The organism is Bradyrhizobium sp. 155 (genome assembly GCF_023101105.1).
Classification (GTDB): Bacteria; Pseudomonadota; Alphaproteobacteria; order Rhizobiales; family Xanthobacteraceae; genus Bradyrhizobium; species Bradyrhizobium canariense_D.
In genome coordinates, this window is sequence record NZ_CP064704.1 from 4,200,506 (window position 1) to 4,219,833 (window position 19,328).

18 protein-coding genes and 1 pseudogene are annotated in these 19,328 nt (G+C 63.7%); 10 read left to right on the forward strand and 9 right to left on the reverse strand.

From position 1 onward, the window contains the following. Positions 1 to 141: 141 nt before the first annotated feature. The 3 genes from IVA93_RS20565 to IVA93_RS20575 are packed head-to-tail and all read left to right on the forward strand — an operon-like array spanning position 142 to position 2,728. The gene (locus tag IVA93_RS20565; RefSeq protein ID WP_085353018.1) at positions 142 to 1,239 is read left to right on the forward strand and encodes a DUF2336 domain-containing protein; all 1,098 of its coding nucleotides are present in this window, start codon (positions 142 to 144) and stop codon (positions 1,237 to 1,239) included. After that, a complete protein-coding gene (locus IVA93_RS20570; RefSeq protein ID WP_085353016.1) occupies positions 1,236 to 1,556 on the forward strand; it encodes a PilZ domain-containing protein in 321 nt (106 codons plus the stop codon). The genes IVA93_RS20565 and IVA93_RS20570 overlap by 4 nt, the downstream gene beginning before the upstream one ends. Positions 1,557 to 1,606: 50 nt before the next feature. Then, positions 1,607 to 2,728 (forward strand): HD-GYP domain-containing protein, encoded by a 1,122-nt coding sequence (locus IVA93_RS20575; protein WP_085353014.1) that lies wholly within the window; start codon positions 1,607 to 1,609, stop codon positions 2,726 to 2,728. Positions 2,729 to 2,754: 26 nt separating this feature from the next. On the opposite strand, the gene IVA93_RS20580 is transcribed toward IVA93_RS20575, so the two are convergent. Both IVA93_RS20580 and IVA93_RS20585 read right to left on the reverse strand, forming a co-directional pair. After that, on the reverse strand, positions 2,755 to 2,958 hold the full coding sequence (locus IVA93_RS20580) for a hypothetical protein (RefSeq protein ID WP_018456356.1): 204 nt from the start codon (positions 2,956 to 2,958) through the stop codon (positions 2,755 to 2,757). A gap of 131 nt (positions 2,959 to 3,089) precedes the next feature. Beyond that, positions 3,090 to 3,767: a nitroreductase gene (locus IVA93_RS20585; RefSeq protein ID WP_219683897.1), complete on the reverse strand. Its 678-nt coding sequence runs from the start codon at positions 3,765 to 3,767 to the stop codon at positions 3,090 to 3,092. A gap of 128 nt (positions 3,768 to 3,895) precedes the next feature. On the opposite strand from IVA93_RS20585, the pseudogene IVA93_RS20590 reads away from it, so the two are divergent. Further along, positions 3,896 to 4,857: pseudogene (locus tag IVA93_RS20590) on the forward strand (alpha/beta hydrolase). Between the two features lie 46 nt (positions 4,858 to 4,903). Here the strand turns inward: IVA93_RS20590 and IVA93_RS20595 are convergent. Continuing rightward, positions 4,904 to 5,275 carry a nuclear transport factor 2 family protein gene (locus IVA93_RS20595; RefSeq protein WP_018456353.1) on the reverse strand — a complete coding sequence of 124 codons (372 nt, stop codon included), beginning with the start codon at positions 5,273 to 5,275 and terminating at the stop codon, positions 4,904 to 4,906. 103 nt (positions 5,276 to 5,378) lie between these two features. Here IVA93_RS20595 and IVA93_RS20600 point away from each other — a divergent pair, with 103 nt between their 5' ends. Then, entirely contained in the window at positions 5,379 to 5,942 is a 564-nt protein-coding gene (locus tag IVA93_RS20600) for a TetR/AcrR family transcriptional regulator (RefSeq protein ID WP_247368655.1), read from the forward strand. A 15-nt stretch (positions 5,943 to 5,957) separates the two neighbouring features. Here IVA93_RS20600 and IVA93_RS20605 read toward each other — a convergent pair whose 3' ends face one another. After that, positions 5,958 to 6,428, reverse strand: a complete 471-nt coding sequence (locus IVA93_RS20605) for a cupin domain-containing protein (protein WP_247368657.1) — start codon at positions 6,426 to 6,428, stop codon at positions 5,958 to 5,960. A 204-nt stretch (positions 6,429 to 6,632) separates the two neighbouring features. Here IVA93_RS20605 and IVA93_RS20610 point away from each other — a divergent pair, with 204 nt between their 5' ends. Next, positions 6,633 to 6,881 carry a hypothetical protein gene (locus IVA93_RS20610; RefSeq protein ID WP_018456350.1) on the forward strand — a complete coding sequence of 83 codons (249 nt, stop codon included), beginning with the start codon at positions 6,633 to 6,635 and terminating at the stop codon, positions 6,879 to 6,881. Between the two features lie 223 nt (positions 6,882 to 7,104). After that, a complete protein-coding gene (locus tag IVA93_RS20615; RefSeq protein WP_275974687.1) occupies positions 7,105 to 8,196 on the forward strand; it encodes a type II asparaginase in 1,092 nt (363 codons plus the stop codon). A 129-nt stretch (positions 8,197 to 8,325) separates the two neighbouring features. On the opposite strand, the gene IVA93_RS20620 is transcribed toward IVA93_RS20615, so the two are convergent. Then, on the reverse strand, positions 8,326 to 9,201 hold the full coding sequence (locus IVA93_RS20620; RefSeq protein ID WP_247541548.1) for an MBL fold metallo-hydrolase: 876 nt from the start codon (positions 9,199 to 9,201) through the stop codon (positions 8,326 to 8,328). A gap of 133 nt (positions 9,202 to 9,334) precedes the next feature. On the opposite strand from IVA93_RS20620, the gene IVA93_RS20625 reads away from it, so the two are divergent. Then, positions 9,335 to 9,868, forward strand: coding sequence for an REP-associated tyrosine transposase (locus tag IVA93_RS20625; protein WP_026233149.1), 534 nt, complete (start codon positions 9,335 to 9,337; stop codon positions 9,866 to 9,868). 163 nt (positions 9,869 to 10,031) lie between these two features. Here the strand turns inward: IVA93_RS20625 and IVA93_RS20630 are convergent, their stop codons facing one another. The 3 genes from IVA93_RS20630 to IVA93_RS20640 form a co-directional block, all read right to left on the reverse strand. Continuing rightward, the gene (locus IVA93_RS20630) at positions 10,032 to 11,654 is read right to left on the reverse strand and encodes an ABC-F family ATP-binding cassette domain-containing protein (protein WP_247368661.1); all 1,623 of its coding nucleotides are present in this window, start codon (positions 11,652 to 11,654) and stop codon (positions 10,032 to 10,034) included. A gap of 174 nt (positions 11,655 to 11,828) precedes the next feature. Then, complete coding sequence (locus IVA93_RS20635) at positions 11,829 to 12,170, reverse strand: hypothetical protein (protein ID WP_157642967.1); 342 nt, start codon at positions 12,168 to 12,170, stop codon at positions 11,829 to 11,831. A gap of 261 nt (positions 12,171 to 12,431) precedes the next feature. After that, a complete protein-coding gene (locus tag IVA93_RS20640; RefSeq protein WP_247492615.1) occupies positions 12,432 to 12,884 on the reverse strand; it encodes a hypothetical protein in 453 nt (150 codons plus the stop codon). A 13-nt stretch (positions 12,885 to 12,897) separates the two neighbouring features. On the opposite strand from IVA93_RS20640, the gene IVA93_RS20645 reads away from it, so the two are divergent. Then, positions 12,898 to 14,811, forward strand: a complete 1,914-nt coding sequence (locus tag IVA93_RS20645; RefSeq protein WP_247789214.1) for an autotransporter family protein — start codon at positions 12,898 to 12,900, stop codon at positions 14,809 to 14,811. 19 nt (positions 14,812 to 14,830) lie between these two features. Here the strand turns inward: IVA93_RS20645 and IVA93_RS20650 are convergent, their stop codons facing one another. After that, positions 14,831 to 16,399, reverse strand: coding sequence for a multicopper oxidase family protein (locus IVA93_RS20650; protein WP_247368665.1), 1,569 nt, complete (start codon positions 16,397 to 16,399; stop codon positions 14,831 to 14,833). Between the two features lie 271 nt (positions 16,400 to 16,670). On the opposite strand from IVA93_RS20650, the gene IVA93_RS20655 reads away from it, so the two are divergent. Continuing rightward, the gene (locus IVA93_RS20655; RefSeq protein ID WP_247789215.1) at positions 16,671 to 19,313 is read left to right on the forward strand and encodes a xanthine dehydrogenase family protein molybdopterin-binding subunit; all 2,643 of its coding nucleotides are present in this window, start codon (positions 16,671 to 16,673) and stop codon (positions 19,311 to 19,313) included. The last annotated feature ends 15 nt before the right edge of the window (positions 19,314 to 19,328 follow it).

The following is a 19,328-nucleotide window of genomic DNA, read 5'->3' on the forward strand; positions in this document are numbered from 1 at the left end:
GCCAATTTTCGATAGCGTTTTCCGTGTGGCCAGCGGTGCAGATATACCTAGACGAGCAAAATCCAAACTTCAAATTAACGTCTGTCGGGCGGAATAGGTGCAGTTCGATAGTCCAAATTAATTTTAGGTCAGGCCCCTGCCATGATGGCAAATTCGCCTGCTGATATTCTTGCTGAATTGGAAGAGGTGGTCGCAACCTACCCACCGCACCGTTGCGCACGCATTCTCGCCGGCATGGTGCAGTTGCTCACTGGCAGCCGCGGCCAGTGCCGGGAATTGCTCGTCAACGTGGTCGACGGTGTTCTGCTGCGATTGACGGAACGGGTCGAGGCCAGCGCACTGGTTCAGCTCAGCACGGCGCTCGCGGAACTTGACATCGCGCCTCCCGAAACATTGTGGCGTCTCGCCTCGCACGATAGTCCGGACGTGGCATGTCCTGTGTTGCTCAAGTCGCGTGCACTTTCCGCAGCCGATCTCGAGGCTGTCATTGACTCCCGTGGCGAGTGGCATCGACGCGCGATCGCCGCGCGCAGCGACATCGCGCCGACGGTGACTGAGGCGCTGATCAAGCACGGCGGCCCGATCTGCCTTGACCTGATCAAGAACCAGGGAACGAAATTCTCCGACGCAGCCTATGCAGCGCTAATTGCCAAGGCCGACCAGGACGGCGAGATCGCGAAGGCGCTGGTGCTCCGGCCCGGCACGCCCGATCTGGTCGTGCGCAAGCTGCTCTCCGCCCCACCAGCCCGGAAGGCACCCGCCCCGTCCGCCGCAGCGCCGGTGCCGGAAGCGGAGCCGGCTCCGCCAAAGCGGCCTTGCCGGGCCGACTACGCGGGCGCGAGGCCCGAGATCGTCGCCCTCAACCGCATCGGCAAGCTCAACGATTCCACGGTGAACCGCTTTGCGATCCGCGGCGAGACGGCCAATTTATTCACGGCGCTGTCGGTGCTTTCAGGGGCGCCGCTCGAAATTATCGAGCATGTCGCGAGCGATGACGATTGCGAGGGGCTGGTCATGGCGTGTCGGGCGTCGCGGCTAAACTGGCAGACCACCCTTACCATCCTGAGCAACCGCAGCGGAAAAAGGCTCTCCTATTCCGAGCGCGAGCGCGCGCAACGGATCTTCGAGACGCTGCTTCTGTCCACCAGCCAATGGACAGTGCGATGGGGGCAAATAGTAGCAAACGCCAGCACAGGCGACCCGGGAAATCGCAGCCCGAAGATGGGGGTTAGCCGATGAAGTTCGACGGTCGCAAAGCGATGCGCGTAAAAATGGATCACAAGCAGCCTGTCAATCTAATGGGCTCGGACGGCACTTGGCGGCGCAGTTGCGTTTTGCTCGACATATCGCAAAGCGGTGCAAAGATCGAGGTCGAGGGCACGCTCGACGTGCTCCAGGCCAAGGAATTCTTCCTGCTGCTGTCCTCGACGGGGCTCGCCTACCGGCGCTGCGAACTGGTCTGGATCGACGGCACCACGGCCGGCGTGCACTTCGTCACCGCAGACGGCAAGAAGAAACCGGCAGCCGCTGTGCAGGCTGCCGCTCAGAGCAAATAGGCCCAAGGATTCATCAGCCCGATCCAACTCCAGCATGATTCAGGTCAACCTTGCAGAACGCGCGAACTATATCCCGCCCCGTCAAAGGCGACGGCGGCATCCGAGAGAAGGAAGCGGCACGCCCATTCGTGCATGTGCTGGCTGACTCCTCGGAAAAATTGTCGAGCGTCTGTTCGATTCTCGAGCAACGGTTTGCCGTCGCAGGCGAACGGCTCGACGCAGAAGCCAAGCTGTCCCAGATGCCGTTCGCGATCGTCATCCGTGCGGAATTGCGTGACGTCCACACCATCGCGGCCATCAAGAAACGAGCCATAAAGTTCGCAAAGGCAACGAAGCGCATCTTCCTGGTCGAGCACCCCTCTCACATGAGTATCTCGCAGGCCTACGCGCTCGGGGCCACGCTCGTCCTTCCCGGGACGATCGACAAGATCAAGCTGCTGGCAGCGCTGGCTGATTCCGCCGAAGAGGCGTCTGCTTCCTCAGGTCAGGCGCCGCAGCAGGACAATGCCGTCGAGGCCGCGGCGACGGCGATCGCGTCGATGTTCACTGCCGTCGCGCTCGGCGAGCCCATCGATGTCGACGGCACGAAGGAAGCCGGCCGCAAGATCGCTGATCGCATCACCCAGCATGGCTTGTCCGAGTGGCTCACCACTGTGCGGCGCCACCACGAGGGAACCTACCAGCACTGCCTGCTCGTGACCGGCGTTGCGATCGACTTCGGACTGAGTCTCGGTGTGGGCCGCGCCGATCTCGAGCGGCTGTATTCGGCGGCCATGTTCCACGACCTCGGCAAGGCCCGGATCCCGCTTGCCATCCTCGACAAGCCCGGCCGTCTCGATCCGGCCGAACGTGCCATGATCGAGACTCACCCGATTGCGGGTTACGATTTCCTGAAAGACCACGACAATATCTCACCGGAGATCCTCGATGCCGTGCGGCATCATCACGAATTTCTTGACGGCAGCGGCTATCCGGATGCACTCGGGGCCGAGAGTATTGGCGACATCGTGCGGATTCTCACGATCTCGGACATCTTCGCGGCCCTGATCGAGTATCGGCACTACAAGCCGACGCTGCCACGCAGCGAAGCCTATGACATCCTATGCGGGATGAGCGGAAAGTTGGAGAAGGCGCTGCTGACCGCGTTCAGGCAGGTCGCTCTCACGAGGTAAGCGCAGCAACCCGTCTCGACCCCAGTCTAGTGCGCGGCGCGATGTCTGGTGCGGCGCGGAACGGTCCGGCAGGCGAGCCCTTCGGCCAGCAGCTTCATGTCCTCGTGCCGGCCGCTGCGGATCAGCCGGCCGAACTCTTCGGGTGTGAAAGGAAGACTTGGATCATCATCGATCGGACGCCGCACTCGCGGGCCGAAGAACCGTCGAACCAGGCTAGCGAGCCGCCGCATGTCAATTCCCTCGCGCCAGCATCAAACCTTTCAGTCCGCACATTGTTCCTCCTGCACGATCGAGATTGCAAGAGGCCGCCAAGCGGTCCGCACCAAAAATTTCGGCGAGAGAATAATCTCCTCTGCCCGCATTACTCGGCGAATCCGACGTAGCGCACGAAATCGTCGTTGCCCTCGCGATCGGAGCGCACCGCGTTCGCGGCAAAGTTGTCGTCAGGATAGCCCATCGCGACGCAGGTCATGATCACCTCGTCCTCCGGAATGTTTGCGACCTCGCGCACGATGTCAGAGCGCATGATGCCCTGCCCGTTGATCACCGAACCGAGACCGCGGTCCCAGGCCGCGAGCACGATGCCGTAGCAGAGCGCGCCCAGGTCGAAATGGCAGACCGCGCCGGGATCGAGCACGCGGTCATAGGTCAAGACCAGCGACACCGGCGCATCGAACTGGCGGAAGCCGCGCAGCACCCAGTCCTGCCGCATCGGCTTGTCGTCGCGCGCGATCCCCATCGCGCCGAACAGTTTCTTGGCGACGTCGACTTGCCGGGTCCGGTGCACGCCCTGATACTCGCCGTGACTGACGATGTCGCGCTTCACCTTGGCGCCGCCAACCATCTCCTCCATGTTGCGTCGGCGCAGCTGTTCCAGCGGACCGCCCGTGAGCACGTGGACGTGCCAGGGCTGGGTGTTCATCGACGAGGGCGCACGCTTGGCGCTGTCGATGATCGCTTCGATCACCGCGCGCGGCACCGGCTCGTTCCTGAAGCCGCGCACGCTGCGGCGCGACTGGACCAGCGTTTCGAATTCCACCTCAAGACCTCCCTGCCCGTTCATCCCCTGGCGCGCCAACACGCGAGCGGTTGCCGATGCGGCGCGCAATATCTATGCTAACCCGCAAGCAAGACCAAGAACCCTGTGAGGATCCCATGAAAGCCAACATGGCTGCACCGCTCGATCCCGTCATCGCCCAGATCATTCCGCTGCTGCCGATGCGCGATGCCACGACGATGACGCCACAGAGCGCCCGCGATTCCTTGCGTGCACTGGCTGCCTCACGCGCGGCCATAGCGCCACCACCGGTCGACATCATCGCGGATATCAAGGTGAAAGGCGGCGCCGGTCCGCTGGATGCACGGGTCTACCGCGTCGGCACCACGCCGGCGCCGACCGTGGTGTTCTTCCATGGTGGCGGCTGGGTGGCGGGCGACCTCGAGACCCACGACCGGCAGGCACGCAACCTTGCGATCGAGACGGGCGCGGTCGTCGTCTCCGTCGATTATCGCCGTCCGCCCGAAACGCGTTTTCCCGGCGCGTTCGAGGACGCCTTTGCCGCGGTCAGCGACGTGTTTGGCCGCGTCGCGGAATTTGGCGGCGATGCAAAACGCTTCGGCGTTGCCGGCGACAGCGCCGGCGGCAATCTCGCCGCCACCACCGCGATCGCCTGCCGCGACGCCGGCATCAAGCTCGCGGCGCAACTCCTGGTCTACCCCGTGACCGACGTCCTCGGGAGTTATGCGGACGCGCGCGAGAACGCACGCTTCCCCTCGCGCGCCGAGAATGCCGAAGGCTACTTCCTCTCGCGCGCCGTGATGGAGTGGTTTTGCGGTCATTATCTCGCCGATCCCTCTCATGCGACCGACTGGCGCGTTTCACCGCTACGCGCGGCTTCGCTCGCCGGCGCGCGCCCGCGATCGTCACCACCGCCTGGTTCGATCCCCTGCGCGACGAAGGTGCAGCCTACGCACGGGCGCTGGAGGCAGCCGGTGTGCCGGTGAAGCATCATGAAGGCCCCGGCCTGATCCACGGCTATTTCGGCCTCGGCGACGCCTCCGAGGTGGCGCGTGCCGAAGCGCAGCGCGCACGCGCGGACTTCAAGGCGCTTCTCGCGCGCGGCGCCTGAGGGCGATATCCGGAGCGGCAGGATCGACCGCCGCGCCGGGCGGCGTTCAGGACTTGGCAGCGGGCACCTCGAAGAAGCCCGTCGCCTGAACGAGGCGGCCATCGTCGCCGAAACGGCCGAAGCTCTCGCCCGTGACGAACACGCGACCGGCGCCGTCATACATCGTCCAGCGAAAAAGCCCTTGATCATGGTGCTCGAGGAAGCTGTCATTCCTGAAATGCGCGCCAGGAAACTTGAGCTGGGTTTGACCGATGCGCGCCATCAAGGCGTCGCGTCCCTCAACCTGCGAGCCCGGATCGGTATACACGCAGTCCGCGACCACGCTTTGCTCGAGCAGCCGACGCCGCTCGTCCTCATCGATGGGTCCCCACGCCGCCTGATAGGTGTTCCAGGTCTTCAGTCGCGCTTCATCGTTCATCTCGCAGAACCTCTCGTGGCCTCATGCCGCTTTCGGTCACATTGACAATTATTGATATTTTGTCAATACGACCCGACGTTCAGTTCCGACGCTTGTGAGGCTCATGGCTCGTTCCAGCATTTCGAAAGAAGAGCTCGCCGTCGAGGCTGCGACGGAGGTCTTCTCCCGCTATGGCCATGCCCGCACGACGATGGGCGACATCGCCGCCAGGGCGGGAATGTCGCGGCCGGCGCTGTATTTGCTCTTCCCCGACAAGGACGCCGTGTTCGCGGCGGTGATCCAGCGAATGGACGAGCAGAAGCATCGGGAGATCAGGGCCGCAATCGCGCGCCTCGACGGCCTTCACGCCAGGCTGCTCCACGCCTGTAAATCCTGGGGATCGCATGGCTTCGACCTGATCGAGGCGCATCCCGATTCGGCAGATCTGTTCGACCTCCGTTTCCCCGCAGTTCGGAAGGTCTACGACAACTTCCAGTATTTGGTCGCCGACCTCATCCGCGATCAGGTGAAGGCCGCCGGGATAGCGGTCGAGCCGGAGGTGCTGGCGCGATGCCTGGTGTTCGGCATGCGGGGACTGCGCGAAACAGCCAGGAACGGCAAGGAGATGCGGCGGCTGATCGCCGTTCAGGTCACCACGCTCGTCAGAAGCATCAATGACGGCACTTGAGCTTCGAAGAGCCGCCTACCGCGCCTTCCCCGCCCGCTGCGCGTCGGTGTGCCCCCACGTTTGGTCCCAATCCTGACCGGCGGCATCGACGACGCGGCCGTCGGCTTCGAAGAACTTGTTCGGCACCTGGAAGATCGCCAGGATCAGGGCGCCCTCCGGGCACCAGGCGGCATGCCGGCTGCCCGCCTCGCGCCAGATGAATTCGCCGGCCTTGCAGGTAATCCCCTTGGCCGGTCCCTCGTTGTCGACGAGAGCGCCCTCGATGACATAACTCTGCTCGACGCCGACATGCTCGTGATCGGGCAGCACCGATCTCGGCGCAAAGCGCATCAAGGCCGTCATCAGACCGCTGCTGCGATCGAACAGCAGCGTCTTGGCCTCGCAGCCGGGAAAGCGCGTCTTCTGCCATTCCATCTCTTGCGGCCGAACCAGGTGAGAATGCCGGTCAGAAGCGGCATCCGGCATGTTCGCAATCAGGGTCTCCATTACGATGCTCCCTTTCGGCTAAACTCGCCTGAAGCTAGCAGGATCGCCCGTCCCGGTCAGCGAGCAGTGCAGCAGGCGTCGGCCCTTTTGTACCCGCGGTCGGAAAATCGCCAGCAAGACCGGGCGGCAGGCGCTCATCCAGCTTGATTGCGCCACGATTTCCGGCTCCAATCCGCGTGCCATTTCTGGTTTAGGGAGACAATCATGATGAAGCGGATTTTCCTGGCTGCGATCGTTGCCACGTTCGCAGCGGGTTCGGCCCTCGCGGAGGACACCTGCGAAAGCAAGGCGGTCGGCAAGGACGGCAAGGCCCTGGCTGGCGCCGCCAAGACCTCGTTCATGAAGAAGTGCAAAGCCGAAGCCTGCGCGCCCAAGGCCGTCAGCGCCGAGGGCAAGCCGCTCGCCGGCGCCGCCAAGAACAGCTTTATGAAGAAGTGCGAGATGGGCGCGTAAGGCGCCGCAAATTCGCTGCTGCTTTAGCGAGCAATCGCCAGACGAACTGCCACATGGCCGGGCTTGTCCCGGCCATTCGCGTGTGTGTTTCCGTGTACCGGCTTCCAGACCAAATCATCCGAAAGCAGCGTCGCCCTAGACAGGAGCTCTCGACTGACCGATCATGCGGTGCCGAGCGAAACGGGGCGCATCGACAAGGCTTTCTAGCAAAGGGAACGTCAAGATGTGGCAACCTCGAGTGCGTCATCACTTCATCGCGGCAATGAGCTTGCTCTTCGCGCTGCTCATCGGACTTGAAGCCGCGAACGCGCGGGGCCCGGGACTGCCCAACGTCATGGTGCTCGCAACCGGCGGCACGATCGCCGGCAGCGGGGCGAGCAGCACCACCGTGGTCGGCTACACCGCCGCCACGGTGGGCATTGAGACGCTCCTGAATGCCGTCCCCGAACTGAAAACGGTGGCTAACGTCAAGGGCGAGCAGGTTTTCCAGATCGCCAGCGAGAACATGAACAATGACTACTGGCTCAAGCTTGCCAAGCGCGTCAACACGCTGCTCGCGCAGGACGACGTCGATGGCATTGTGATCACGCACGGGACCGATACGATCGAAGAAACCAGTTATTTTCTGGACCTCGTCGTCAAGAGCAAGAAACCTGTCGTCGTCGTCGGCGCGATGCGGCCGTCGACGGCGATCAGCGCGGATGGGCCGATCAACCTCTTCAATGCGGTGATCCTCGCAGGCAGTGACGAGGCCGTCGGCAAGGGCGTGCTCGTTGCTCTCAACGATCAGATCAACGCGGCTCGCGATGTCACCAAGAACAACACCTCGACGGCGGACACCTTCCGTACCCCGGAACTCGGCTTTCTCGGCTACATGCAGGGCAACAAGCCGTACTTCTATCGTCAATCGACGCGCCGGCACACGGCGGACTCCGAATTCGACGTCTCCAGCCTCGATGTCCTGCCGCAAGTCGACATCGTGTACGGCTACGCCAACATGAACCGGGTCGCGATCGACGCGTTTGTCGCCGCCGGGGCCAAGGGGATCGTGCATGCCGGCGTCGGCGACGGCAGCCTGGCTCGCCCCGCGGTCGAGCCAGCCCTCGACGAGGCCCGCAAGAAGGGTGTCGTGATCGTGCGCAGCAGCCGGGTCGGCAACGGCATCGTCGCGCGCAACGGCGAGGCCAAGGACGACGAGCATGACTTCGTCGTCTCGGATACGCTCAATCCTCAAAAGGCGCGTATTCTGCTGATGCTGGCGCTGACCAAGACGACCGACACCAAGGAAATCCAGCGGATGTTCTATACGTACTAGAGCATTCGACGCGCGGTCGCTCCACGAACTCGTCATGCCCGGGCTTGTCCCGGGCATCCACGTTCTTGTTTCGTGCAGCCATGGTCGTGGATGGCCGGGACAAGCCCGGCCATGACGGCGACCCAGTGGTCAATCCCGCTTGAAACGATAATCAAAGGCGGCGCCGCACGGCTTGATCAGCCCGACCGTCGGCGCCGGGAAATGAATCGGCAGGATCAGCGTGTCGGTGTCGGCGACGGAAGCAAAAAACTTTCGCCGCGACACCGCGGACTGCTTCGCATCCCAATCCGGCTTGGCCGACCAGTCCGGCTCGCGGCACTGGATCTGATGATGCATGAGGTCGCCGGCGACCACCGCGCGGCGCCCCTTCGAAAAGATGTTCACGCAGCAATGGCAGGGCGAATGCCCCGGCGTCGGCGTTAGCGTGACGGTGTCGTCGAGCGCGTAATCGTCATCGACCAGCAGCGCTTGGCCTGCCTCGACGATCGGCAGGCAATTGTCGCGAAACACGGTGCCGGGCGGGTTGCGGCCCTTGGCATGCTCGGCCTCCCAGGCCGCATATTCACCCTTGTGGAAGACGTATTTCGCATTCGGAAACGTCGGCACCCAACGGCCATCGCGCAAGGTCGTGTTCCAGCCGGTGTGGTCGATATGAAGATGCGTGCAGAACACGTAGTCGATCTGCTCGAAGCCGATGCCGAGCGCGAACAGCTCGTTGCGCCAGCGTTCCTTGCCGGGAAAATCGAACGGCGGCGGATGGCCCTTGTCCTCGCCGGTGCAGGTGTCGACCAGGATGGTATAGCGCGGCGTGCGCACCACGAAGGTCTGATAGGTGATGACCATCATGCCGCGCGCGGCATCGAACACCTCCGGCTCCATGGTCGGCAGATGGTGCCTGAACACACCCTCGTCATAAGCCGGGAAAAAATCCTGCGGCCGCCGCCACGGCCCCTCCCGCTCGATCACCGCATCGATGGTGATGTCGCCGATCCGGAGTTGCTTCATGGCTATTTCGCTCCGCTTTTTTGAAACAGCGTAGCGAGAGCCCCTGAAACGTGCAAGCAAGCGAATGGATTGCAAATCTCTCGATCTGGTTGTAGCCCGGATGGAGCGAAGCGTAATCCGGGAAGGTGCTCGCGTGGTTCGCTATCGGCGCAATCTTCTCCCTGGTGGGACCTTCTTTTTCACCGTGACGCTGGATGATCGAAGATCATCCGTGTTGGTCGATCATGTGGACAAGCTGCGCCACGCATTCCGGGTGGCGCGCGCTGAAAGGCCATTCACGATCGAAGCAATCGTGGTCCTCCCTGATCATCTGCACGTCATCATGACGCTGCCGGACAATGACGCTGATTTTTCCGGCCGATGGCGGCGGATCAAGAGCTCCTTCACGCATCAACTGGCTGTTTCAGGTGCCCCCATCTCCCGCAATCGTCGGGGGGAGTTCTCTCTGTGGCAAAGGCGGTTTTGGGAGCACACGATTCGTGACGACGCCGATTTCGAACGCTGCGCCGACTACATCCACTTTAACCCGGCCAAGCACGGGTATGTCTCTTCGCCGGCAGACTGGCCGCATTCATCGCTTCACCGCTACGTCCGCGAAGGCGTGCTTCCGCCCGATTGGGGAGGAGCTGGAGAGATAGTTGGTAGCTTCGGCGAACGCGAAGACTGACCCGGATTACGCTTACGCTCCATCCGGGCTACGAGATTTCCACGGACTCCTGTCGCCCGGATGAGCGAAGCGACATCCGGGGCCGGACCATCCGCAGCGCACGACTAGCCACGCGGCACGAAACCCGGATTACGCTTCGCTCCATCCGGGCTACCGCCGATCACTACGACCGCAACCCCGGCGCTTCCTGCCCCGTGCGCGCGACATATTCGGTGTAGCCGCCGCCGAACTGGTGGATGCCTTCGGGCGTCAGCTCCAGCACGCGGTTCGACAGGACGCTGAGAAAATGCCGGTCATGCGAGACGAACAGCATGGTGCCCTCGAAATCCGACAGCGCCGTAATCAGCATCTCCTTGGTGGCGAGGTCGAGATGGTTGGTCGGCTCGTCCAGCACCAGGAAGTTCGGGGGATCGAACAGCATCTTGGCCATCACCAGGCGCGCCTTCTCGCCGCCCGAGAGCACGCGGCAGCGCTTCTCGACGTCGTCGCCGGAGAAGCCGAAGCAGCCGGCGAGCGCGCGCAGGGAGCCCTGCCCCGCGGTCGGAAACGCATATTCGAGTGACTCGAACACCGTCTGCTCGCCGTCGAGCAAATCCATCGCGTGCTGCGCGAAATAGCCCATTTTGACGCTGCCGCCGACTGCAACGGTGCCCTCGTCCGGCTCGCTCGCACCGGCGACGAGCTTGAGTAGCGTCGATTTGCCGGCGCCGTTGACGCCCATCACGCACCAGCGCTCCCTGCGGCGGATCATGAAATCGAGCCCGTCATAGATCCGCTTGCTGCCGTAGCCCTTGAAGACCTTTTTGAGCGCAACGACGTCCTCGCCCGAGCGCGGCGCCGGTGGGAAGTCGAACGCCACCGTCTGGCGGCGGCGCGGCGGCTCCACCCGCTCGATCTTGTCGAGCTTCTTCACCCGGCTCTGAACCTGCGCCGCATGAGATGCGCGCGCCTTGAACCGCTCGATGAATTTGATCTCCTTGGCGAGCATGGCCTGCTGGCGCTCGAACTGCGCCTGTTGCTGCTTCTCGCTCAACGCCCGCTGCTGCTCGTAGAATTCGTAATTGCCGGCGTAGGTCGTAAGCGAGCCGGAATCGATCTCGACCACTTTCGAGATCACGCGGTTGATGAACTCGCGATCGTGCGAGGTCATCAGCAGGGTGCCTTCGTAATCGTGCAAGAACTTCTCCAGCCAGATCAGGCTTTCTAGATCGAGATGGTTGCTGGGTTCGTCGAGCAGCATGACGTCGGGACGCATCAAGAGAATACGCGCCAGCGCCACGCGCATCTTCCAGCCGCCGGAGAGTTTTCCGACGTCGCCGTCCATCATCTCCTGGCTGAAGCCGAGGCCGGATAGCGCCTCGCGCGCACGGCCGTCGAGCGCGTAGCCGTCGAGCTCCTCGAACGCGTGCTGCACCTCGCCGTACCGCGCGATGATCTCGTCCATCTGGTCGGCCTTGTCGGGATCGGCCATCGCGGTCTCGAGCTCGCGCAGCTCGGCGGCCACCGCACTCACCGGTCCCGCCCCGTCCATGACCTCGGCCACGGCGCTGCGGCCGGCCATCTCGCCGACATCCTGGTTGAAATAGCCGATGGTGATGCCGCGATCGGTCGAGACCTGCCCCTCATCGGGCGGTTCCTCGCCGGCGATCATCCGGAACAGCGTGGTCTTGCCCGCGCCGTTCGGGCCGACGAGCCCGATCTTCTCGCCCTTGTTGAGGGCGGCGGACGCTTCGATGAACAGGATCTGGTGGCCGGCTTGCTTGCTGACGTTGTCGAGGCGGATCATGAGGTCTTTTTGGGGATTGTTGCGTTGCAGCGTCATAGGCCATGCAGGCCGCCAGGGGAAGCCCGGCCGAGCCCGTGTTGTCTGCTCGGAGAGACCTTGGCCGCACGCCGAAGTTGCTGCCTGTGGCTGAAATGACGCACGCCGCCAGCAATGGCCTCGGCTGCGAACAACGGTTCATTGTTCCAGGGGTTCCACTCCGATAGCGTCGCCATGTCGTGCCGCCAATGGCCTGGCAGTCAACAAGACGTCAGGTGGGCAAGTGTCGGGATTTCGGCGGATTTCAACCAAGCGGGCAGCGTGGCTGGCTTCGACTGCCTTGGCGGCGACGCTGGCCGGTACGGCGGCGGCGCAGGCCGCAGATTCGACCTGGTCGACCAGCCCAGGCACGGGCGACTTCAACACCGCCGCCAATTGGAGCCCGGCCGTGGTGCCAACTGGCACCGCGTTCTTTGGCACCTCCAGCACGACGGCAGTTTCATTCTCGGCCGACGCCAGCTTCGGCGGCTGGACCTTCAACAGCGGCGCGTCGACTTACCACTTCACCAATAGCCGGTCTCTTTCCTTCATCGACGCTGGTATCAATGCCCAGGGCGGCCAAGCCTTTATACGCAACGACACAAATGCTCTGAATTTCTACAACAGCAGCACGGCCGGCGCAGGAGCTGCTCCTGCAACTCAATTTGACATCCAGAACGGCGGCAGCGTCAACTTTTACGACACCAGCACGGCCGGTAATTCCCGCATTAGCTTAGGCGGCGGTGGCGCTGCCAACAGGATCTATTTCAACAATTCTAGCACGGCCGGGAACGCGCAAATCAACGCCTTCAGCGGCAGCCCCGCTGTGGTGTTCAAGGACACCAGCTCAGCCGGCACTGCAAGGATCTTGGTGAACAGCACCGCCACGTTCAGCAACGCGAGCAGCGCCGGCAGCGCAGCATTCAACGGCAGTGGCGTTCTGCAATTCTTCAATAACAGCACAGCCAGCAGCGCCGATGTCACCCTGCAATTGGTCCAGTTTTTCGACACGAGCAGTGGCGGCAATGCAACTCTGAGGACTTTTGCGGGCGGTGTCGTTGATTTCTCGACCCTAACATCCGCGGGGACGACTGCCGGCTCGATCAGTGGCACGGGCACGTTCAACTTTGGCACGAAAACGATCACGGTTGGCGGCAACAACCAGTCGACCACAGTTGCTGGTACGATCGAAGGAATCGGCGGTGCGCTGGTCAAGACCGGCACCGGCATGCTGACGCTGTCGGGCACAAACACCTACGCTGGCGGCACCACGATTTCCGCAGGAACCTTGCAGATCGGCGATGGCGGCACCACCGGCTCGGTCCTCGGCAACATCACCAACAACGCGGCGCTAATTTTCAACCGCTCGGATGCGGTCACCTTTGGCAACGCCATCGGCGGCAGCGGATTGGTCTCCAAGCAGGGCACCGGCACGCTGACGCTGTCGGGCACAAACACCTACACCGGCGGCACGACTGTCAACGCAGGCGTGCTTGTGGTGAACGGCTCGATCGCATCGTCGGTGCTGACCGCCGTCAGCAGCGGCGCCACGCTGTCGGGAATCGGCACCGCCGGCAATACGGTTATCAACAGCGGCGGCACGCTGGCGGCGGGTGACGGCTTCGCAGGTACGTCGCTGAACGTAACCGGCAGTCTCGCCTTTCAATCCGGCGCCATCTACATGGTGCAGATCAACCCCGCAACGTCGAGCTTCACCGAGGTGACGGGAATGGCCACGCTGGGCGGAACAACCGTCAAGGCGATCTACGCGAATGGCAGCTACGTCGCCAAGCAGTACACGATCGTGACAGCAGGCAGCGTCAGCGGCACCTTCGGATCGGTGGTCGACACCAACCTGCCCACGAACTTCCATACGACGCTGAGCTATGATCCCACCCACGCCTATCTGAACCTGGTCCTGAACTTTGTCCCGCCAGGCGGCGGATTGAGAGGCAACCAGAACGGCGTCGGCAATGCCATCGTCGGCTACTTCAACACCAATGGCGGCATTCCGCTGGTCTATAGCGGGCTGACACCGGCCGGCCTGACCCAGGCCTCGGGCGAGACCGCGACGGGGTCGCAGCAGACCACTTTCAACGCCATGACCCAGTTCATGAGCATCATGACCGATCCGTTCACGCCCGGACGCGGCGACGGCGTCCATGCGCCGGCCTATGCCGAGGATAATGTTGCCGCCAACGCCTACGCCTCGTCAGGCAAGCCGCGCAGCAAGAACGAGCGCGACGCTTATGCCGCGATCTACAGCAAGGCGCCGCTGCGGAGCAATTACGATCCGCGCTGGAGCGTGTGGGCGGCCGGCTTCGGCGGCGCGCAAACCACCGATGGCAACCTCGCGGCAGGCTCCAACACCAGCACCAGCCGCATCTTCGGCATGGCGGCCGGTGCCGACTATATCCTTTCACCCAACACCGTCGCAGGCTTTGCGCTCGCCGGTGGCGGCAGCAGTTTCAACGTCGTCAATGGCGGCAGCGGTCGCTCCGACCTGTTCCAGGCCGGCGCCTTCGTGCGCCACAATGTTGGCGCTGCCTATGTCTCCGGCGCGCTGGCCTATGGCTGGCAGGACGTCACCACCGACCGCACCGTGACGATTGCCGGCGTCGATCGCTTGCGCGCGCAGTTCAATGCGAACGCCTATTCCGGTCGCCTCGAAGGCGGCTATCGCATCGTGACGCCGTGGATCGGCGGCATCGGCCTCACGCCCTATGCGGCCGGGCAGTTCACAACGTTCGACCTGCCTGCCTATGCCGAGTCCGTCGTCTCCGGCACCAACACCTTTGCGCTGGCCTATGGCTCCAAGAGCGTCACGGACAGCAGGAGCGAACTCGGCATCCGCGCCGACAAATCCTGGGCGATGCCGAACGCGATCCTCACGCTGCGCGGCCGTGCGGCCTGGGCGCACGACTTCAACCCGGACCACGCCATCAACTCCGCCTTCCAGGCGCTGCCCGGCGCCAGCTTCACTGTCAACGGTGCAAGACAGGCCAGCGAGTCCGCGCTGACGACGGCGTCCCTCGAAATGAAATGGATGAACGGCTGGTCTGCGGCCGGCACCTTCGAGGGCGAGTTCTCCGACGTCACGCGCTCCTACGCCGGCAAGGGCGTGGTCAGATACGCCTGGTGAGAGGCGTCCTCCCAGAAGCTTACGGCTTATAGACCTCGACCGTCTGCATCATGCCCATCTCCTCGTGGTTCATCATGTGGCAGTGGAGCATGTAGACACCGGTGAAATCGATAAAGCGCGAGCGGAACACGACCACGCCGCCCTTGCGCTCCACGATCACGGAATCCCGCCATTCCGGCACCGCCAGCGCCTTGCCGTTGGCCGAGATCACCTGGAACGGGTTGGTGTGGATGTGGAAGACGTGGTCGTCATGCTCATGCGTATTGACGATGGTCCACTCCTCGACCGCGCCCAGCTTGACCCGCTGATCGATGCGGCCGGGGTCGAACTTCTTGCCGTCGACGAAGAACTCGAATTCCTGCCAATGGCCGGCGGCATCGGCCTCCGGCGCGGTGGCCGACAGCACCACCTTGCGGCGGTTGGTGATCTCGGAGTCCTTGATGGTCGCGAGCGGCGCTGGTGGCAGGGCGCGCGGCAGCTGCATGTCCATCGGCGCGCCTGACACCACGACCCGCGCCAGAGGCCCCACCGGCGAAGGATGCCCCTGGTCGTAGGGCGCCGCGTTGAAGGCGTAGGTGCCGGGGCTGCCTGCTTTCACCAGAATATCGGCGCGCTGCCCCGGCGCGATCAGGACCTGCTTGAGCGGCTGCATGGCACCGAGCTGGATGCCGTCATAGGCGATCGCATGCAGATCGTGCTTTTCGAGGTCGAGCAGCATGTCGTCCTGATAGGCGGCGTTGAGGATGCGCCAACGCTGCACCTCGCCGGGCCGCATCTCGATCATTGGCCGGCGCTGGCCGTTGATGGCGAGAAAGCGCGTCGCAGTCTCGGGAAACAGCGTCTCGAAATTTTCGACCATGCCGTTGGCATCGTAGACCACCTGGGTCAGCACCATGAGGCGTTCGCGGGCTGTCGCGATCTCGGGGACGTCGGCGAAATCGCCCTCGATGACGATGGCGCCGACCATGCCGGAGGACATCTGGATGTCGGCGCTGCCGTGGTGATGCGGGTGATACCAGTAGGTGCCCCTGGTGTGGTCGGCCGGCAGGGCGATTTCGATGTTGTAGCTGCGGCCCGGCGCCATCGAGCGCATGACGTTGTCGGAAATCCCGCTCGGGCTGGTATGCGCGCCGTGGAAATGAAAATTGGTGTTGTTGAACTGGTGCGGATGGCTGATGTCGGCCGGCAATCCGTCGCGGTTCGGCGGCAGATCGTTGATCATCTTGATGCGCAGGGTTTCGCCGGGCTTCATGCGCAAGGTCGGGCCGGGGCTGCCGCCGTCATAGGATCTGACATAGAGCCGGACGCCGCCGATCTGGCGATAGGCGTAGCCGACCCGCAACGTCGTGCTCAGCACGCCATTGACGGACCGCCGCACCTCGGGCTCGACCAGCGCCTGGTCCATGGCAGGAACGGGCGTTTCAGCGACCATCCCCATGGTCGGCGACATGTCCGCGGTGTGGGACATGCCGGCATGGTCGTGCACGGCGTGCTGGGCGTTCGCGGCACCTGCGAACAGCGACAACGCGCCGGCTTTGAGACCGCAATCGAGCAACTGGCGGCGCGACAATGTCCTAGTCCCTGTCACGCTGGTTTCTGAAGCTGCACCGTTCGAATCGTGCTGCATTTGCGTTTCGCCCCCTGTTGCCTGACGGTCTTCCGTTCGATTCGATTTTAAAGCAAGCTCGAAACCGCAATTCGAGCCGTAAGCGTATCACATTCATTGGTTGTAAACCTCCTCGCCCGTTCTATCGTCAATGAATCGTAACGGATTCGGCGCTCGCGCTGGTCCGTGGCCTGCGTACATCGAATGCTGCCAGCATCCCGATGTTCTCGAAACTCTGTCCAAGGATCTGATCATGACGCCTTCGCGACGTGAGTTCGTGAAGTGGTTATCGGCGGGAGGCATCTCGGTCAGCCTGTCACATCTGGCGTTCGCGGCGGGCGTTCCCTTCGCAGCGCACGAAACGCTGCCTGGACGCGGCAAGTTCAATCCCGCGACAACGGGCGCCGGCCGTGTCGACGGCGTCGCCAAGGTCACCGGTGCGAAGCTTTACGCGTCCGACTTCCGCGCCAACGACCTGCCGGGCTGGCCGCAAGCCACCTCGCACGCCATCCTGGTCCGCGCCAATGACGCCACGCATGTCTATACCGGGCTGGACCTCGGCCGCCTCGGCGGCGCGCTCAAGCCGTCGGTGGTGGTGACAGCCGCCGATCTCGATCGGATCGGGACGCAGGTGCCGGAATTCTATGCGGGCGACCTGTTCTGTCCGATCGGCAAGACGCCGCTTTATCTCGGGCAGCCGGTCGCGCTTTTGATCTTCGAAAAGTTCGATGCCTTCGACCAGGCGCGTCTCGCGCTGCGCGACGGCACGTTCGTCCAATTCGGCGAGGAGACCGGGCCTGTCGTGGTGCCCGATTACGGGGCCTTCCGCTTCACCCGCGTGGCAGGTCCCTCGCCTGACCAACCGGACGTCTATTCGCCGCTCCAAGCCGGCTGGGTCTCGCCCAAGAAGGTGCAGAGCGCGGCGCTGCCGGTGTGGTCGCCGCTCGCGAAGGACACGCCGGCGGATTACGCCAAGGCGGCGAAATATGGCGAGCAGATCCGCGCCGAGCTTGCAGCGGATGACCCATCCATGCTGGTGCTCGACCGCGAGTTCGAGACGCAATCGGTCGACCCGATGTTCCTGGAGCCGGAATGCGGGCTCGCCTGGTACGACGGCAAGGGCGGCAATCTCGAACTGCTGCTCGGCGTCCAGTCGCCCTACGAAGCGGCGGAGTCGATCGCGCATCTCTTCGGCAAGGCCCGCGCGCCCTACAAGCCGGCACACATCAACGCGCAGTTCGCCCATGTCGGCGGCGGCTTTGGTGGCCGCGATCACACGCCTTTCATTCTCTATGTTGCGCTCGCGGCGGTCTGCTTTCCCGGCAAGCCGGTGCGGCTGGCGCATGACCGCTACCAGCAATTTCAGGCCGGCATCAAGCGCCACGCGATCAAGATGCGCTCGCGCATCGGCATCGATCGCGCGACCGGCAAGATCAAGGGGTTCGCCGCCGATCACGTGCTCGACGGCGGCGGGCTCGCCCATTTCTCGGCCAGCGTCGCCGTCGTCGCGGCCACCGGCGCGATCGGCATCTACGACATTCCGAAGGTCGACGTCAGAACCGTCGCGGTGCACTCGCGTGGCGTGAGCGCGGGCTCGATGCGCGGCTACGGCATCCTGCAAGCCATGACGGCGCTGGAGGTCCTGATCGACGAAGCCGCCTCCGAGCTCAAGCGCGATCCGATTGAATTCCGGCGGCGTAACGCTCTGCCGCAGAACGGTCGGACCATGACGGGCAATCCCTACATCGTCTCGGTGCGCACACCCGAAATCCTCGACAAACTCGAGAAGCACCCGATCTGGCAGCAGCGGGCACAGTTCAAGCAGACCTCGTCGGATCGACTGGTCGGCACAGGCGTCGCCTGCGTGACGAAAGACTATGGCTCCGGCGCGGACGGCTCGCTCGGCCGTGTCGAGCTCGCCCCTGACGGCAGGATCGTTATCTATTGCGATCATGTCGAGATGGGCAACGGCATCGGGACGGCGCTGGCCAACCGGGTCGCCGGCCATCTCGGCGCCATCGCCGACGAGGTCTCGGTCGCCCGCGTCGACAGCTATGACGTGCTCGGGCTGGTCACGTCAGGCGATCCCTCAACCATGGACCAGAAGACCCAGGATGCCGCGGAGAAAAACCCGCGCTGGGTGCCCGCGATCAGCTCGCCGACGAGCTCCTCGATCGGCGCGCATGTCGGCACGCATTCGGCCGCGGAAGCCGCCCGCGTGATTTTCCGCTTCGGCCTGTGGCCCGCAGCGCTTGAGCTGTGGCGCGTCGCAAAGACCGATCGGCGCGCGGGGCAATGGGACGCCGCAAGCTGGCAGAACGGCCAGCTCACCATGCCCGGCCTCGAACCGCTGGCGCTGCCGGTACTGGCCGCAACAGCTCACGCGCGCGGCTTCGTCACCGGTGCGGTTGCGCACAGCTTCTCGCGCTGGGCGTGGTCGCGGGCACGCTTCCCGGTGTCCGGCGAGCAATACCGCGCCGAGATCGATGCGCTGGCGATCCGCAAAGGCAACGGCAAGTTCGAGCGGATCAACCGCACCAGCGTCAAGTTTCCGCCGACCGACAACAACCGGATTGGCACCGCCTACACCTCGATGTGCGGCACGGTCGTCCGCGTCGAGATCGAGCGCGCAACCGGGAGCTTGCGCATCGCCAAGGCCTACAGTGTGTTCGAATGCGGCACCGCGCTCGTGCCCGAGGTCGTGATGGGCCAGGCCCAGGGCGGCTTCGCCATGGGCGTCGGCTACGCGCTGCTCGAAACCCTCCCACCGTTCGAGGGCGGCCCCGGCAACGGCGAATGGAATCTCGGGCGCTATCTGGTCGCACGCGGCTCCGACCTGCCGCTCCGCGATCTCGAGATCGAGATGCTGAAGCCGCTAGGGTCTGTACCTAATTAGCGAGTTCTGATTCCC